This is a genomic window from Leptotrichia sp. oral taxon 498 (assembly GCF_002240055.1).
Taxonomy (GTDB): Bacteria; Fusobacteriota; Fusobacteriia; order Fusobacteriales; family Leptotrichiaceae; genus Leptotrichia; species Leptotrichia rugosa.
Genome location: NZ_CP016753.1, coordinates 599,016 through 613,189 on the forward strand (window position 1 = coordinate 599,016; position 14,174 = coordinate 613,189).

A 14,174-nucleotide genomic window follows, 5' to 3' on the forward strand; every position below is an offset into this window, starting at 1 on the left:
TGTTTGAAATAGAAAGATTTTCTATTTTTGACAGCTTATTTAATAAGGAGAAATTTATGAGATTTTTAAAATTTATACTCGTTTTATTTTTACTAGTTCTATTTTTTTTGCTTGGCGGAGTAATTTTTTCAAATAATATTATTTCGTATATGACTAAAACAAAAAATTCAGAATTTCAAAATGTGAAATTTTCTTTTAAAAATAAAGAGATGACTTTTGACAATTTTGCAGTAAATGGAAAAAATTTGGGAAAAGGTAGAGCTACTGTCATCCCAACTCGAAGTGGTCTATTTAAAATGATTCCTTCTGTGAAATTGGCAAATCTTAAATTGGAAGAAGTTAATTTGGAGAAAATATATAGCGAAAAAGATGGAAAAATTGACAATTTTGTTGAAAAACTGGAAGTGCCAGTAAATTCTAACAAAGAAACTAAGTCAACGGACGAGTTTGTTAGCCAGACAACACTGAATACTCAAGTTTTAACAAATAACATTGACGATTTTATTTATAATAAAATAAGAGAAAATATAATAAAAACAAATGTTCTAAAAAATGACTACAATACTTCCCAAGATTTGAAAACTAAAGCTCAAAAGATTTTGGATTTGAACAGTGAACTTGATCCGCTTGTAAAATCAATTAATGAACAGAAGGAAGATGCAGAAAAGACTGTTTCAAAAATTGAAGATGAAAGAAATCTTATGCTAGAAAATGTTTCAAATGAACTTGAAAAACTGGAAAAAGAAATTTCTCTAAATGATGTCAATAAAATGAATAATAATAATATTCAAAATATGAATTTATATATTTTTATGGACAAAGGAAAAGTAATTAGCGATACATTAAATAGATCTTTTAAAATTGTAAATTTAGTAAAAGAAATTGAAAAATTAAAACTTTCTATTAGCAACATCAATATAAATAATGGAGAAGTTGTGATAAACGATTTAAAAAATCCACAAAATTTAAACGGATATATTTCTCAAAATAATTTAAAAGCGTTGATAAATAAAAAAGATGGAGATTATCAAATTTCTTCCCATGAAAATGATTTGTTGATAAAAACATTGTATTCGGATAAAAAAATAGATCTTATAATTGAATATTTGAAAAATAATTTAATTCCTGGAAAAGCGATAAAATTGGTTTCTGAAGTTGTATCAGAAAATAATAGTTTTAAAAACTTGAATAACACGGTTTTAACAGATGAAGAAAAACAACTTCTAATGCAAAAAATGGAAAGTTTAAAAACTAATGACTATAACCAATTGATGACAAAATATGCGGAACAGACAAAAACGATTGAAAGCCTTATTGAAAATGTGAATGTTAAAATTAGCAAACTTGATGCGCTAAAAAAAGATTTGTTGTCACTTGATAAAGTTGTAACATTGGAACCACAAAATAATGAGCAAAATAAAAATAATAGTTTACCAAATTCAGAAAATATTAATAACCAAGCAAACGAAAATAATCAAACAGACAAAAAAAATAATTTGAATTCGCAAATTCAAAATTAAATTATATAAATAAAAATAGGAAAATTTTTTTATTTCCTATTTTTTTATTTTATAAAATTTTTATTTTCTTTTTTTTATTATCTCATTAATTCCCAGAATTGCTGAAATTACATAGCCTAAAAAACCAAGTGCTGGAATTCCATTTATTTTTGGCGGAACATTTGACAATACCAATATTGACGAAGCGATGAGCAATGCCGCAATAATTATTGCAGTCACAAGCCTATCCAGTGTCTTTTGCAGCTCTTTAAATCCGATGACTTCGTGTTTATGCTTTAATTCGCCGTTTAAAAGTTTTTGAGATATACTTTTTAAATCTTCAGGAAGTGAGAGCCAACTTTCAGATATTTGAGAAAATCTTTGGCTGCCTTTTTCAAAAACATAAATTGGATTCAATCTTTTTTTTGAAATTTCATCGGCATAAGGTTTCATAACTTCTGTTATATTAAGAGATGGATCCAGATATCTTCCTATTCCTTCAATTTGTCCAATCCCTTTTGCCAAAAGATAAATATCTTCAGGAAGTGTGATTTGATTTTTTCCTAAAATAATTCTTATTTTTTCAAAAATATTTCCCAAGCTAATCTCATTTAATGAATTTCCATCGACCATATACACAATCTCTGTCAATTCCCGCTCAAGACTTTTTTCATCAGGAACATTGTAAATAACCGAAAGCTCTCTAATTTTTTCTATCGCCTTTTTTATATTTTTTTGTATAAAATATAGCAAAAGACTTTCCAAAAGTTCCTTATCTTGCGGATAAAGGCTTCCCATCGCTCCAAAATCAATAAATACAATTTTTCCATCTTCCATCATCAAAATATTTCCAGGATGCGGGTCAGCGTGAAAAAATCCATATTTTAAAACTTGTTTAATATACAAATCTAATCCTGCTCTTGCTATTTCCTGAGGCAAAAATCCATATTTTTCAATTTTTTCCTTGTCTGTAATTTTAAATCCGTCAATAAATTCCATACAGAGAATGTTGTCGTTTGAAAGTTCTCTAAAAGTTATTGGTACATGAATTCTTTCATCATTTTTAAAATTATTTGCAAAGCGCTCCATATTGTTTAATTCATTTCTGAACGAGAGCTCTTTTGTGATAGAATTTGCAAAAGTATTTATTATGTATGATAAATTCATCTTTTTTATTTCTTCATTTGTTTTTTCAAGATACGCCGCTAAATCTTTCATCACAAGCAAATCTGCTGCCACAATTTCTTTTATATTTTCCCTTCTAACTTTTAGAACAATTTTACTTCCATCTTTTAATTTTCCTTTAAAAACTTGTGCCATCGAAGCAGAGGCTATTGGATTTTCTTCAATTTCTTCAAAATGCTGAAGCGGATCAATATTTAATTCTTTTTTTATTTTTTCATAAATATCTATTTTTTCCGGCTCAACTTTATCCTGAAGTTTTTGGAACTCCACGATTAATTCTTCTGAAAAAATGTCCGTTCTATTGCTGCACATCTGACCCAATTTGACATAAGTCGGTCCTAATTCTTCCATCGCAATTCTAATTCTTTCAGGAAATGAAGTTGCCTTTATATTCTCAATCCTCTTGCTTTTTTGTTTAATTCTATTCGGAATAAATTTTTCAATTCCGCTGCGGTCAAAAAGTTCTTCAAATCCATATTTAAAGAGAACTTCTGATAATTTTGCCATTCTTTTAAATTTTTGTACCATTTTTTCCTCTTTCTTTTTTTTATTTTTGGTTTTTTTGTTTTTTCTTCTTTACTCTTTACTCTTTATTCTTTATTTTTTATTCTTTATTCCCCATTCTTTATTTTTACTTTTTTTTTATTCTTTATGTCTACTTTCATTATATCAGTAAATTTCTATTTTTTCTACTAAATTAGAAAATAAAAGATTAGAAAATAAAAAAAATAGCGATAAAATTTAAACTCTTAAATTTTCACTATTTTTCAAAAAATATTTAAAAATATTTTATTTTTTATTAATCTCTCCAGTTTCCAAAATTTCAAGATTATTTCCTTCAGGAAAATCAGCTTTGCTTAAATTAATAATTTTTTTAGCGGCTAAATTTCTTGTGTCCAACATCACTTTAGAAACTCCGCTTTCCTGTTTTATAGATATAATTTTTCCATTGATAAAATTTCCGTTTTTATCAATATTTATTTTAAAAATTGGAGCAATTCCACTTATTCCAGATAAACTTATATTTCCAAAAGTAGCAAAATTTCCAGCGCTATATGAAATAAATTTATTTTTATAAAGTTCTATCGCACGAGTTATGTGCGGACCTTGTCCAAAAACGATATCAGCACCTGAATCTACAGCATTTCTAGCAAATTTAAATACATTTCCCCGATTTTCGCCGTGAAAAATCTCATTATTTCGAGTTATATGTTCATGTTCCTTTCCTTCAGCTCCACCGTGAAAAAATACAACTACAATATCAGACTTCTCTTTTACAGATTTTATAAGATTTGAAGCATATTCATAATCATTTATATCAACAGTTTTAGAATTTGGCGCAAATGATACAAATCCATATTTTATACCATCTTTTTCTAATATTGAATATTCCGCTTTTTCTTTGATTCCTGAATATTTAATTCCCAATGAATTAAGATTTTCCATTGTCTGCAAAATTCCAACTTCGCCAAAATCGTTGCTGTGATTATTTGCCAAGCTCAAATAGTCAAAACCAGCGTTTTTTAAATACTTGCCATATTTTGAAGGCATTCTAAAGACATAACAAACTGATGGATTCTCACATTTTTTTGGATCTCCTCCCTTGTCAAACAATGTTCCTTCCAAATTTCCAGCCGTTATATCGGCATTTTGTAAAATACTTTCAACATTTTGTAAAATATTCGTATTTGGCAGCAAATCTTCGCTTGGATAATTACTTCCCAGCATGATGTCTCCGACACCAATAATTGAAATTTCTTTTTTATCTTTAATTTTTTCATTATTTCCATTTTTTGAATCTTTTTTTTCAAATTTGCTGCAACTAAAACTAAAAATTAAAAATAAAATTAATAAAAAGTATTCTTTTATATTTTTCAATTTTCCTCCAAATTTTTAATAATTTTTTGTGCTTTTAATTTAAAATTATATCACAATTTTTTAGATTTGTAACAAAAAAAAGAAAAATTTAAATAAAAATTTTTATTGATTTTTTTAACTTTAATATTTTATTTATCAAAAATTTACTTTGATTTTTTTTAATAAAAAATTAAAATTTATAACAAATATTTACTATTATTAGAAAAAATGATATACTGATATTAACTTAACTCTTTTAAAAATATATTTAAAAAGTTATTAATTATATTTTGGGAAAGGAAATTTATGTTACTTAGTATAAAAAATATTTCAAAAAGATATAAAAATGGGATAGACGCTTTGAGTGATGTCTCTTTAGATGTGGAAAAAGGAGAGTTTATTTCAATAATCGGACCATCTGGTTCTGGAAAATCAACCTTACTTAGAAGCATCAACAAAATGATTGATGTCACTTCTGGTTCCATTTATTTTGAAAATCACGATATTACAAATATGAAAAAAAAAGAAATCAAAAATATCCGCAGAGAAATGGGAATGATTTTTCAAAATTATAATTTGGTGGAACGGCTTACGGCTATTGAGAACGTACTTCATGGTCAGCTCGGCTACAAATCCACATTTTCTTCCATTCTTGGAATTTACACAAAAGAAGAAAAAAAAGAAGCCTTTAATTTATTAGAAAAAGTTAATATGACTAAATATGCTTATCAAAAGTGTAGCGAATTATCTGGTGGGCAGAAACAGAGAATTGGAATTGCCAGAGCAATTATGCAAAATCCAAAACTGCTTTTATGCGACGAGCCAATCGCTTCTCTTGATCCAAAATCTTCAGAAAATATAATGGACTATTTGAAAAAAATTGTTACAGAAATGAAAATTACTTGTATAATAAATCTTCACCAAGTCGACATTGCAAAAAAATATTCAACTCGGATTGTTGCACTTAACAAGGGGAAAAAAGTTTTTGACGGCAAAGTTGAAAATTTGACGAATAAAATTATTGAAGATGTTTATAAAAACGAAGAGAATGAGTAGGAGGATTTTATGGAGTTAAATCAAAAAGATATTTTCAAAAAACGGCTTTACTCAAAAATCACATTTTTTGTAATGCTTGTAGGACTTTACATAATTTCGGCTATTTTAGCTGGTTTTAAAAATGGGACTGCTTTTTTCTCGATCCCATCTGGAATAATTTGGCTGTTTCAAAAATTTATTCCAACAAAAAATTCTATTCAATATTTTCCAGTAATCTTTGATTCTGCCATAAAAACTATTTTGCTTTCCATAAGTTCTACAATGGTTTCAGCGACATTTGCACTATTTTTGTCAATTATTGGCTCAAATACCACCGGAATCAATATTGTAACAAAAATTATATCCAAAGTTATAGCTTCATTTTTTAGAAACATGCCAGTTGTCGCTTGGTCTTTAATCCTGCTTTTTTCTTTTAAACAAAGTGAGTTTACTGGATTTTTATCGCTATTTTTTATAACTTTCGGCTATTTGACAAGAGCTTTTTCAGAAACAATAGACGAAGTTGCAACCGATAACATAGAAGCGCTAAAATCAACTGGAGCGTCCTATCTGCAAATTATTTTTTGCGGAGTTTTTCCAACTGTTTTTCCGCAATTTCTTTCATGGCTTCTATATTTTATCGAAAATAGCATAAGAGAAGCGACATTAATCGGAATTTTGACAGGAACAGGAATTGGATTTACATTTAACTTATATTACAGAAGTTTTAGATACGACGCTGCAGGATTGGTAATTTTAATTGTTACAATAATTGTAATAAGTATTGAACTGCTTTCTAATAAACTGCGAAGTGAAATGATGTAAAAAAAAAGAGAAAGAGAAAGAGAAAAAGAAAGTAAAGAAAGAAAGAGAGAGAGAGTTTGTGTGAGAAAGAAAAAAAGGAAGTGATTTTAATTTGAATGACAACTATAAAAATATAAAAATAAGAAAAATTACAAAACAAAAGATATATTTATACGTAACTTTTACAATTTTATTTCTTTTGACAATTTATACATTTGCAACGATGGACTTTGGCGGAGTAAATATAAAAATTGCAACAAAAAGTTTGCTTAAAGACTTAAAACTGATGTTTTTTGCACCAAGATTATCTGAAAGATATACTTTTTTAGAAGTTTTAAATAATCTAGTGATCACAATTGCATTGGCTGTACTTTCAACAATAATCGGTTCAATAATTGCACTTTTTTTAGCATTTTTTTCTGCAAAAAATTTGGCAAGCGAAAAAAGTTCAAAAATTATAAAAGTGATTATGTCATTTATTCGTGCGATTCCAACTATTTTGTGGGTTATGGTTTTTTCGGTTGTGGCAAATATCGGAGTGGAAGCCGCTGTAATTGGAATAACTTTTCATAGCGTAGCTTATCTTGTAAAAGCATATTCGGAAAGTTTTGAAGAACTTGACGATGGAATAATTGAAGCATTAAAGTCGACTGGAGCTTCTTTTTGGCAAATTATATTTTGTGCAATTTTTCCAAGCACGATTACTTCTATTTTATCTTGGACTTTTATCCGTTTTGAAATAAATTTTACAAATGCTGTTTTAGTTGGAGCTGCTGCTGGAGCTGGTGGAATTGGTTATGATATGTTTATGGCGGGAACGATGTACTTCGACATTCAAGAAATTGGAGTTTTTGTCTATTTAATTTTTTCAGTTGCAATCATATTAGAATTTATTTCTTATTTTTTGAAAAAAAATTATTTAAAAAAATAAATAAAAAAAATAAAAAAAGTGCTAAAAATGTTAAACATTAAAAAGCACTTTATTTTTTATCTATGTTTTTTTGATATAAAACCCTTCATTTTTTTAACCGCTAGATAAGAATCAATTTGAAGTAGTAATTCTACCGCTGTTCCGACTAAGATTAATAAACTTGTTCCCCCAAGCATAACAGGAAGATTTAGTACATATCCAAACCATATATTTGGCATAATTCCCAATACTGATAAAAACAGGGCACTTCCAAATGTTACTCTCGTTGCAACTTTTTCTAGATAATCTGCCGTTTCAGCTCCAGCTCTTATACTTGGAATTGTTCCTCCGCTTTGTTTCAAATCTTCGGCAACTTTTTCTGGATCAAAAGCTATTGTAAGTGTATAAAAAAATGAAAAAACTGTAATTAATACTGCGAACAATAATAAATATAATGCTCCTTTTGGCTCAAACTGAGCGGTCAATATATTTTTTATTCTTCCACTTTTCATCATTCCCACTAAAAATGGTGGTGCTGCCATTAATACTGAAGCAAAAATGATCGGCATTACTCCAGACATATTTATTTTTAACGGTAAATAAGTTCTTTTTCCAACTGAACTTGTTCCTCCACCAAAACCAAGACTTCCTTTTCCTGCATATTGAATCGGAATTCTTCTTTCAGCTAACTGAACATACACCATAAGAGCAATAAATACAACAAAAGCCACAAATGACAATGTCTGTAAAACTGCTCCCATTCCTGATTTTAGCGAAATCATCATCTGATTTACAACATTTGGCAATCCTGCAACAATATTTAAGAAAATCAACATCGAAGTTCCATTTCCAATTCCTCTTATGGAAATTCTTTCAGAAATCCACATAAGAAATGAAGTTCCACCTGTAATTAAAACTACTGCACTAATTACAAACTTAGCTCCCGGCTCCAATACTAAACCTTGGTTTTGTAGCATAATTGCTATTCCAAATGATTGAATAAATGTCAATACAATAGTTACATATCTAGTCCATTGAGTTATCTTATCTCTCTCTTTTCCACCTTCTTTTTGCATTTCATCAATTTTAGGAAAAATTACTCCTAGTAATTGAAACACAATCGAAGCGTTAATGTATGGAACTATTCCTAATGCAAAAATAGACGCTCTTTCCACCGCTCCACCAGAAAATAAATTTAAAAATTGAGCAATTGCATTGTTACTTTGAAAATTTTTAAAAGCTTCTTGATTTATTCCAGGAACTGCAATATGAATTCCCACTCTTGCGACAAGTATCATAAGCAGCGTAAATGTAACTCTTTTTTCCAGTTCAGGAATGTTAAATATAGCTTTTAATCTACTTGTTACTGCTTCAGCTAGAGTCAATTTCATCACTCCTTTAATATATGAAGAAAAAGCAAGATATTAAAATCTTACTTAACTTCTTCTTCTTTTTTGTTATTTCCTGCTTTAGCTGAATATGATCTAATTTCTAATAACTCTACACTTCCACCAGCTTTTTCAATTAATTCCTTAGCTGTTTTTGAAATTCTGTGAGCTTTTACTGTTAATTTTTTATCAACTTCTGTATTCCCAATAACTTTTAATAAACTTGTATATTCTCTTTCTTTTACATATGAATCAATATTTTCTTTTAAATAAGCTTTTACAGCTTTTCTTCCTTTAATATTTCTCAATGTTTCATCTGAATATTTAGTTATAAATCTTGGGTTTTTAACTACTCCATTTTCAACTAATGTTTCTAAACTAACTACATCTCCGTCATTAAATTTTTTAACAACATCATTTAATGTAATCACGACAAAATCTTTTTTAAATGGGTGATTAGAAAATCCTCTTTTAGGGATTCTTCTAACTATTGGCATCTGTCCACCTTCAAATATAGGCGATACATATGAACCTGATCTTTGTTTTTGTCCGTTATGTCCTTTACCAGCTGTTTTTCCCCAACCAGTACCATGTCCTCTTCCGATTCTTCTTCTTTCTCTTTTAGAACCTTCGGCAGGTCTTAATTCATTAAGATTCATTTATTTTTAAACCTCCTCTACTTTAAGTAAATAAGAAACTAATTTTATTTTTCCTTCTATATCAGCAGTTTTATTATGAACTGCGCTTTGACTGATTTTTCTTAATCCAAGTGATTTAACAGTCGCAACATGATTAGGCTTTCTTCCATTAATTCCTTTAACAAGTGTTACTTTTATTTTAGACATTAATTTTACCTCCTAACCTATATTATCCTAAAATTTCTTCAACTGATTTTCCTCTAAGTCTAGCTACTTCTTCAATTGTTCTTAACTGTCTTAATCCTTCTAATGTTGCTCTTGCAACGTTATCTTTGTTTTTTGAACCTCTAATTTTTGTAAGTACGTCTGTTACTCCTGCTAATTCTAATAATTCTCTTGCTGCAGAACCTGCGATAACTCCAGTCCCTTTAGAAGCTGGTTTTAATAATACAGATGTCGCATTAAATTTACCAATTTGTTCATGTGGCAAAGTTCCACCTTTTAATGATACTGTTACTAAATTTTTCTTAGCACTTGCAATTGCTTTTTTTATTGCATCAGGTACACCATTTGCTTTTCCAAGTCCAATACCTACTCTACCTTTTTCATCACCAACTGCTGCTAATACTGAAAATGATATTCTTCTTCCACCTTTAACAGTTTTTGATACTCTGCTTATTCTTAACAATTTTTCTCTAAATTCATTGTCTTTATTATCTCTTGAATCTCTATTCTCTCTCTCTCTTGCCAAAGTTATTTTCCTCCTTTTCTCCTAGAATTGTAATCCTGCTTCTCTTGCAGCATCTGCCAATGCTTTAACCCTTCCTGTGTAAATATATCCCGCTCTATCAAATACAACAGTTGTTATTCCTTTATCCAACGCTTTTTTAGCAATTGATTCTCCGACTTTTTTTGCTGCTTCAATGTTAGAACCATTTTCAATTTTTGCATTTTTTTCAATTGTTGATGCAGAAACTAAAGTATTTCCAGTCACATCATCAATTATTTGAACAAAAATATTTTTTAAACTTCTGTACACAGAAAGTCTAGGTCTTTGTGCAGTTCCTGCGATTTTTTTCTAATACTTTTATGTTTTTTTTGTCTTAATTTATTTCTATCAAGCTTTTTAATCACTAAAATCTACCTCCTATCTTTCTATCCTTTTTTACCTTCTTTTCTTCTAATAACTTCATCAGCATATTTAACCCCTTTTCCTTTGTAAGGTTCAGGTGGTCTTTTTGCTCTGATATTTGCAGCAACTTGTCCGACAAGTTGTTTATCAATTCCTTCTACTGAAATCTTAGTATTTCCTTCCACTTTGAAAGTAATTCCTTCCACAGCTTCGATTTCAACTGGATGAGAATATCCCAACGATAAAGTTAACCCTTTTCCATTAGCTTGTACTCTGTATCCAACCCCTACTAATTCCAATCCTTTAGAAAATCCTTCACTTACTCCAACAATCATATTGTTTAAGTTTGCTCTTGTAGTTCCGTGAAGTGCTCTAATATTTGGCAAATTACTTGATCTTTCAAATGTAATTTCATTACCATCTATATTTACTTTTATTTCACTGCTAAGTTCTCTTTCAAGTTGTCCTTTAGGTCCTTTTACAGTGAATTTATTACCATCTTGTTTAACTTCTACACCAGCTGGTATAGTTATAGGTTTGTTACCTATTCTTGACATTGTTTATCCTCCTATATTTATAAAATGCGTAAATTACCACACGTAGCAAAGTACTTCTCCACCAACATTATGCTTTCTGCATTCTTTGTCTATAATAACACCTTTTGGCGTTGAGACAATGGCAATTCCTAACCCACCTAATACTTTAGGTAAATTTTCAACAGATGCGTATACTCTTCTTCCTGGTTTAGATATTCTTTTTAAACCTTTGATTACAGCTTCTCCATCTATATATTTTAAAGATACAACTATATTTTTTATAGCTCCTTCTTCTTTTATTTCATATCCTGTTATGTATCCTTCATTTTTTAATATGCTGACCATACTTTCCTTAATTTTAGAAAATGGAACTGCTACTTGTGAATGTTTAGCCATTTGACCATTTCTAACTCTAGTAAGCATATCAGCAATAGGATCTGTTAAATACATTAATTTTCCTCCTCTCAATCTTTTGAAAATTTTTAATTCTAAATATTTTTAGCAATTTTATATAATAAATCGCTTAGTGTAAGACTACCAACTTGATTTTTTAACTCCAGGAATAACTCCTTCTCCCGCTAATTGTCTAAACATAACTCTTGATATTCCAAATTCTCGCATATATCCTCTTGGTCTACCGTTAATTTTACATCTATTTCTAACTCTTGTAGGCGAAGCATTTCTAGGCAATTTTGATAATTCTAAAACTGCCTCTCTATCACCTTTTTTAGCTCTTGCTTTTAATTCAGCTCTTTTAGCTGCATATTTTTCGACTATTCTTTCTCTTTTTAAGTTTCTTTCAACCATCGCTTTTTTAGCCATTGATCAAATTACACCTCCTTCAAAATACAAACTATTTTGCAAATGGCATTCCAAATGCTTTTAATAACGCTCTTCCTTCTTCATCTGTTCTAGCAGTAGATACGATTGTAATTCCCATTCCGAAAATTTTATCCACTTTATCAATTTCAATTTCTGGGAACACAATTTGTTCTCTAAGTCCCATTGTATAATTTCCTCTTCCATCAAATCTTTTAGGGGAAACTCCTTCAAAATCCCTAACTCTTGGTAAAGTAACACTAATTAATCTATCTAAAAATTCGTACATTTTTTCTTTTCTCAATGTTACTTTTACACCGATTTTTTGTCCTTCTCTCAATTTGAATCCAGCTTCTGATTTTTTAGCAGTTCTTGCAACAGGCTGTTGTCCTGTAATCAGTTTTAATTCATTTAACGCTGTATCTATTAATTTAGGATTGTTTACTGCTTCACCAATCCCCATATTTACGATAATTTTGTCAATTTTTGGCACTTGCATGATGTTTTTTAAATTTAATTCTTTCATTAAAGAAGAGATAATTTCTTCTTTATATAATTTTTGTAATCTTGGTATATATTTTTCAGACATCTATTCATCCTCCTCTCTAAAATATTATATTTCGTTACCAGATACTACTGATACTCTCACTTTTTTCCCATCTCTAAATTCTTTTCTAGTTCTAGTCGGTTTTTTTGCGCTTTCGTCCCAAATCATAACTTTAGAAGCAAAAATCGGCATTTCTCTTTCGACAACTTCTCCTTGTGGGTTCATCGCATTAGGTTTAACATGTCTTTTTTGAATATTAACACCCTCAACAATAATTTTTCCAGTTTTAGGAAATACTTTTAATATTTTTCCAATTTTCCCTTTATCTCCAGTTTGAGCGCTTTTTTCATTTCTAGGCAAATCTTTAGATCTTCCACTAATTACAATAACTGTATCTCCAGTTTTAACATGTAATTTTTTAGGTACTGATTTTACTCTTGGTTTAGCCACTTTCAAACTCTCCTTCCTATTAATTTATCTTCTATAAAAAAACTTATTTAATTATAATACTTCTGGTGCCAATGAAACAATCTTCATAAAGTTTTTACCTCTTAATTCTCTCGCAACAGGTCCGAAAATTCTCGTTCCTCTAACTTCTAACGCAGTGTTTAAAATAACAGCAGCATTATCATCAAATTTTATATAAGAACCATCTGCTCTTTTTAATTCTTTTCTTGTTCTAACGATTACAGCTTTTACAACTTCCCCTTTTTTCACATTTCCATTAGGAATAGCTTCTTTAACTGACGCTACTACAATATCACCAATTTTACCGAATCTTCTTCTTGAACCACCTAATACTCTGATAACCATAATTTTTCTAGCTCCAGTATTATCAGCAACATTAAGTATTGTTTGTTGTTGAACCATTTAAAATTTCCTCCTCTCAAAAATTAAAAATATGTCTAAATTTGAATTTTACTATTAATCTAAAACTATTTAGCTTTTTCTAAAATAGTAACAACTCTCCATCTTTTGTCTTTACTTAATGGTCTAGTTTCCATAATTTGAACTCTATCCCCTACGCCACATTCATTTTTTTCATCATGTGCTTTATATTTTTTAGAAGTTTTTACTCTTTTTTTATAAATTTTGTGCAATCTCATTGTCTCTTCCAAAACGACTACTGTCTTATCCATTTTATCAGAAACAACAATTCCTTCTCTTACTTTTCTTTCGTTTCTCTTACCTTCCACTTAGGATCCTCCTATTTAACAGTTTTTTCAGTCACAACAGTTTTTAATCTTGCTATTGTTCTTTTAACATCTTTTATTTTAGCAGTGTTTTGTAATTGTCCAAGAGTTTTTTGAAATTTTAAATTAAATAATTCTTGTTTCAATTCATTTACTTTAGTTTCCAATTCTTCTAATGATAATTCTCTAATTTCTTTGATTGTCATTACTTATCACCACCTACTTCTTCTTTTCTCACAAATTTAACTTTTATAGGTAGTTTATGTCCAGCTTTTCTTAATGCTTCTTTGGCTTTTTCTTCCGATACTCCGCCAACTTCAAACATTACTTTATCTCTTTTTACTACTGCTACCCAACCTTCTGCATTACCTTTACCTTTACCCATTCTTGTTCCTTCAGGTCTTTTAGTATAAGGTTTATCAGGAAATATTCTAATCCAAATTTTACCTTCTCTTTTAAATGTTCTGTTGATTGTAATTCTACAAGCTTCTATTTGTCTTGAAGTAATCCAACCAAATTCTTTCGCTGCAAGTCCAAATTCCCCAAAACTGACTTTGTTTCCTTTAGTTGCAACACCACCTATTTTCCCTCTGAACTGTTTTCTATATTTTGTTCTTTTAGGTATTAACAT

At 29.3% G+C, this 14,174-nt stretch carries 19 protein-coding genes and 1 pseudogene; 4 read left to right on the plus strand and 16 right to left on the minus strand.

Annotation, left to right across the window (positions count from 1 at the left end; all coding sequences use genetic code 11):
* Positions 1 to 56: 56 nt before the first annotated feature.
* Positions 57 to 1,520 (plus strand): hypothetical protein, encoded by a 1,464-nt coding sequence (locus BCB68_RS02765; RefSeq protein WP_094079437.1) that lies wholly within the window; start codon positions 57 to 59, stop codon positions 1,518 to 1,520.
* Positions 1,521 to 1,580: 60 nt separating this feature from the next.
* Here the strand turns inward: BCB68_RS02765 and BCB68_RS02770 are convergent, their stop codons facing one another.
* Together BCB68_RS02770 and BCB68_RS02775 are read right to left on the minus strand one after the other, a co-directional pair.
* A complete protein-coding gene (locus tag BCB68_RS02770) occupies positions 1,581 to 3,212 on the minus strand; it encodes an ABC1 kinase family protein (protein ID WP_094079438.1) in 1,632 nt (543 codons plus the stop codon).
* A gap of 261 nt (positions 3,213 to 3,473) precedes the next feature.
* The gene (locus tag BCB68_RS02775) at positions 3,474 to 4,553 is read right to left on the minus strand and encodes a CapA family protein (RefSeq protein WP_094080749.1); all 1,080 of its coding nucleotides are present in this window, start codon (positions 4,551 to 4,553) and stop codon (positions 3,474 to 3,476) included.
* A gap of 294 nt (positions 4,554 to 4,847) precedes the next feature.
* Here BCB68_RS02775 and phnC point away from each other — a divergent pair, with 294 nt between their 5' ends.
* The 3 genes from phnC (at position 4,848) to BCB68_RS02790 (ending at position 7,311) form a co-directional block, all read left to right on the plus strand.
* The gene (phnC, locus tag BCB68_RS02780; protein ID WP_094079439.1) at positions 4,848 to 5,597 is read left to right on the plus strand and encodes a phosphonate ABC transporter ATP-binding protein; all 750 of its coding nucleotides are present in this window, start codon (positions 4,848 to 4,850) and stop codon (positions 5,595 to 5,597) included.
* A 9-nt stretch (positions 5,598 to 5,606) separates the two neighbouring features.
* Complete coding sequence (locus BCB68_RS02785) at positions 5,607 to 6,401, plus strand: ABC transporter permease subunit (RefSeq protein ID WP_094079440.1); 795 nt, start codon at positions 5,607 to 5,609, stop codon at positions 6,399 to 6,401.
* A 91-nt stretch (positions 6,402 to 6,492) separates the two neighbouring features.
* On the plus strand, positions 6,493 to 7,311 hold the full coding sequence (locus tag BCB68_RS02790; RefSeq protein WP_094079441.1) for a PhnE/PtxC family ABC transporter permease: 819 nt from the start codon (positions 6,493 to 6,495) through the stop codon (positions 7,309 to 7,311).
* A 56-nt stretch (positions 7,312 to 7,367) separates the two neighbouring features.
* Here the strand turns inward: BCB68_RS02790 and secY are convergent, their stop codons facing one another.
* From secY to rplP, 14 genes and pseudogenes are all read right to left on the minus strand, one after another.
* Positions 7,368 to 8,675, minus strand: a complete 1,308-nt coding sequence (secY, locus tag BCB68_RS02795) for a preprotein translocase subunit SecY (protein WP_094080750.1) — start codon at positions 8,673 to 8,675, stop codon at positions 7,368 to 7,370.
* A gap of 47 nt (positions 8,676 to 8,722) precedes the next feature.
* Positions 8,723 to 9,337 carry a 50S ribosomal protein L15 gene (gene rplO, locus BCB68_RS02800; protein ID WP_094079442.1) on the minus strand — a complete coding sequence of 205 codons (615 nt, stop codon included), beginning with the start codon at positions 9,335 to 9,337 and terminating at the stop codon, positions 8,723 to 8,725.
* A gap of 6 nt (positions 9,338 to 9,343) precedes the next feature.
* Positions 9,344 to 9,523 (minus strand): 50S ribosomal protein L30, encoded by a 180-nt coding sequence (gene rpmD / locus BCB68_RS02805; protein ID WP_068155850.1) that lies wholly within the window; start codon positions 9,521 to 9,523, stop codon positions 9,344 to 9,346.
* A gap of 22 nt (positions 9,524 to 9,545) precedes the next feature.
* Positions 9,546 to 10,067 carry a 30S ribosomal protein S5 gene (rpsE, locus tag BCB68_RS02810; RefSeq protein ID WP_094079443.1) on the minus strand — a complete coding sequence of 174 codons (522 nt, stop codon included), beginning with the start codon at positions 10,065 to 10,067 and terminating at the stop codon, positions 9,546 to 9,548.
* 21 nt (positions 10,068 to 10,088) lie between these two features.
* Positions 10,089 to 10,450, minus strand: a pseudogene (rplR, locus tag BCB68_RS02815) (50S ribosomal protein L18).
* A gap of 21 nt (positions 10,451 to 10,471) precedes the next feature.
* Positions 10,472 to 11,005 carry a 50S ribosomal protein L6 gene (gene rplF / locus BCB68_RS02820; RefSeq protein ID WP_094079444.1) on the minus strand — a complete coding sequence of 178 codons (534 nt, stop codon included), beginning with the start codon at positions 11,003 to 11,005 and terminating at the stop codon, positions 10,472 to 10,474.
* Between the two features lie 33 nt (positions 11,006 to 11,038).
* Positions 11,039 to 11,434, minus strand: coding sequence for a 30S ribosomal protein S8 (gene rpsH / locus BCB68_RS02825; RefSeq protein WP_094079445.1), 396 nt, complete (start codon positions 11,432 to 11,434; stop codon positions 11,039 to 11,041).
* 84 nt (positions 11,435 to 11,518) lie between these two features.
* Positions 11,519 to 11,806, minus strand: coding sequence for a 30S ribosomal protein S14 (gene rpsN / locus BCB68_RS02830; protein WP_094079446.1), 288 nt, complete (start codon positions 11,804 to 11,806; stop codon positions 11,519 to 11,521).
* A 31-nt stretch (positions 11,807 to 11,837) separates the two neighbouring features.
* Positions 11,838 to 12,392 carry a 50S ribosomal protein L5 gene (gene rplE, locus BCB68_RS02835; RefSeq protein ID WP_094079447.1) on the minus strand — a complete coding sequence of 185 codons (555 nt, stop codon included), beginning with the start codon at positions 12,390 to 12,392 and terminating at the stop codon, positions 11,838 to 11,840.
* Positions 12,393 to 12,416: 24 nt separating this feature from the next.
* Positions 12,417 to 12,800 carry a 50S ribosomal protein L24 gene (gene rplX, locus BCB68_RS02840; RefSeq protein ID WP_094079448.1) on the minus strand — a complete coding sequence of 128 codons (384 nt, stop codon included), beginning with the start codon at positions 12,798 to 12,800 and terminating at the stop codon, positions 12,417 to 12,419.
* 51 nt (positions 12,801 to 12,851) lie between these two features.
* Positions 12,852 to 13,220 (minus strand): 50S ribosomal protein L14, encoded by a 369-nt coding sequence (gene rplN / locus BCB68_RS02845; RefSeq protein ID WP_094079449.1) that lies wholly within the window; start codon positions 13,218 to 13,220, stop codon positions 12,852 to 12,854.
* Between the two features lie 65 nt (positions 13,221 to 13,285).
* The gene (rpsQ, locus tag BCB68_RS02850) at positions 13,286 to 13,489 is read right to left on the minus strand and encodes a 30S ribosomal protein S17 (RefSeq protein WP_068158286.1); all 204 of its coding nucleotides are present in this window, start codon (positions 13,487 to 13,489) and stop codon (positions 13,286 to 13,288) included.
* Positions 13,490 to 13,557: 68 nt separating this feature from the next.
* A complete protein-coding gene (gene rpmC, locus BCB68_RS02855; RefSeq protein WP_068155820.1) occupies positions 13,558 to 13,749 on the minus strand; it encodes a 50S ribosomal protein L29 in 192 nt (63 codons plus the stop codon).
* Complete coding sequence (gene rplP / locus BCB68_RS02860; protein ID WP_094079450.1) at positions 13,749 to 14,174, minus strand: 50S ribosomal protein L16; 426 nt, start codon at positions 14,172 to 14,174, stop codon at positions 13,749 to 13,751. Before rplP ends, rpmC begins: the two co-directional genes overlap by 1 nt.

Coding starts and splice junctions, on each gene's coding strand:
- rplP (WP_094079450.1), bottom strand. CDS start 14,174: ATGTTAATACCTAAAAGAACAAAATATAGAAAACAGTTCAGAGGGAAA.
- BCB68_RS02785 (WP_094079440.1), top strand. CDS start 5,607: ATGGAGTTAAATCAAAAAGATATTTTCAAAAAACGGCTTTACTCAAAA.
- phnC (WP_094079439.1), top strand. CDS start 4,848: ATGTTACTTAGTATAAAAAATATTTCAAAAAGATATAAAAATGGGATA.
- rpmD (WP_068155850.1), bottom strand. CDS start 9,523: ATGTCTAAAATAAAAGTAACACTTGTTAAAGGAATTAATGGAAGAAAG.
- rplE (WP_094079447.1), bottom strand. CDS start 12,392: ATGTCTGAAAAATATATACCAAGATTACAAAAATTATATAAAGAAGAA.
- BCB68_RS02770 (WP_094079438.1), bottom strand. CDS start 3,212: ATGGTACAAAAATTTAAAAGAATGGCAAAATTATCAGAAGTTCTCTTT.
- rpsQ (WP_068158286.1), bottom strand. CDS start 13,489: ATGGATAAGACAGTAGTCGTTTTGGAAGAGACAATGAGATTGCACAAA.
- rpsH (WP_094079445.1), bottom strand. CDS start 11,434: ATGTATTTAACAGATCCTATTGCTGATATGCTTACTAGAGTTAGAAAT.
- rplO (WP_094079442.1), bottom strand. CDS start 9,337: ATGAATCTTAATGAATTAAGACCTGCCGAAGGTTCTAAAAGAGAAAGA.
- BCB68_RS02765 (WP_094079437.1), top strand. CDS start 57: ATGAGATTTTTAAAATTTATACTCGTTTTATTTTTACTAGTTCTATTT.
- rpsN (WP_094079446.1), bottom strand. CDS start 11,806: ATGGCTAAAAAAGCGATGGTTGAAAGAAACTTAAAAAGAGAAAGAATA.
- rpmC (WP_068155820.1), bottom strand. CDS start 13,749: ATGACAATCAAAGAAATTAGAGAATTATCATTAGAAGAATTGGAAACT.
- rplN (WP_094079449.1), bottom strand. CDS start 13,220: ATGGTTCAACAACAAACAATACTTAATGTTGCTGATAATACTGGAGCT.
- rplF (WP_094079444.1), bottom strand. CDS start 11,005: ATGTCAAGAATAGGTAACAAACCTATAACTATACCAGCTGGTGTAGAA.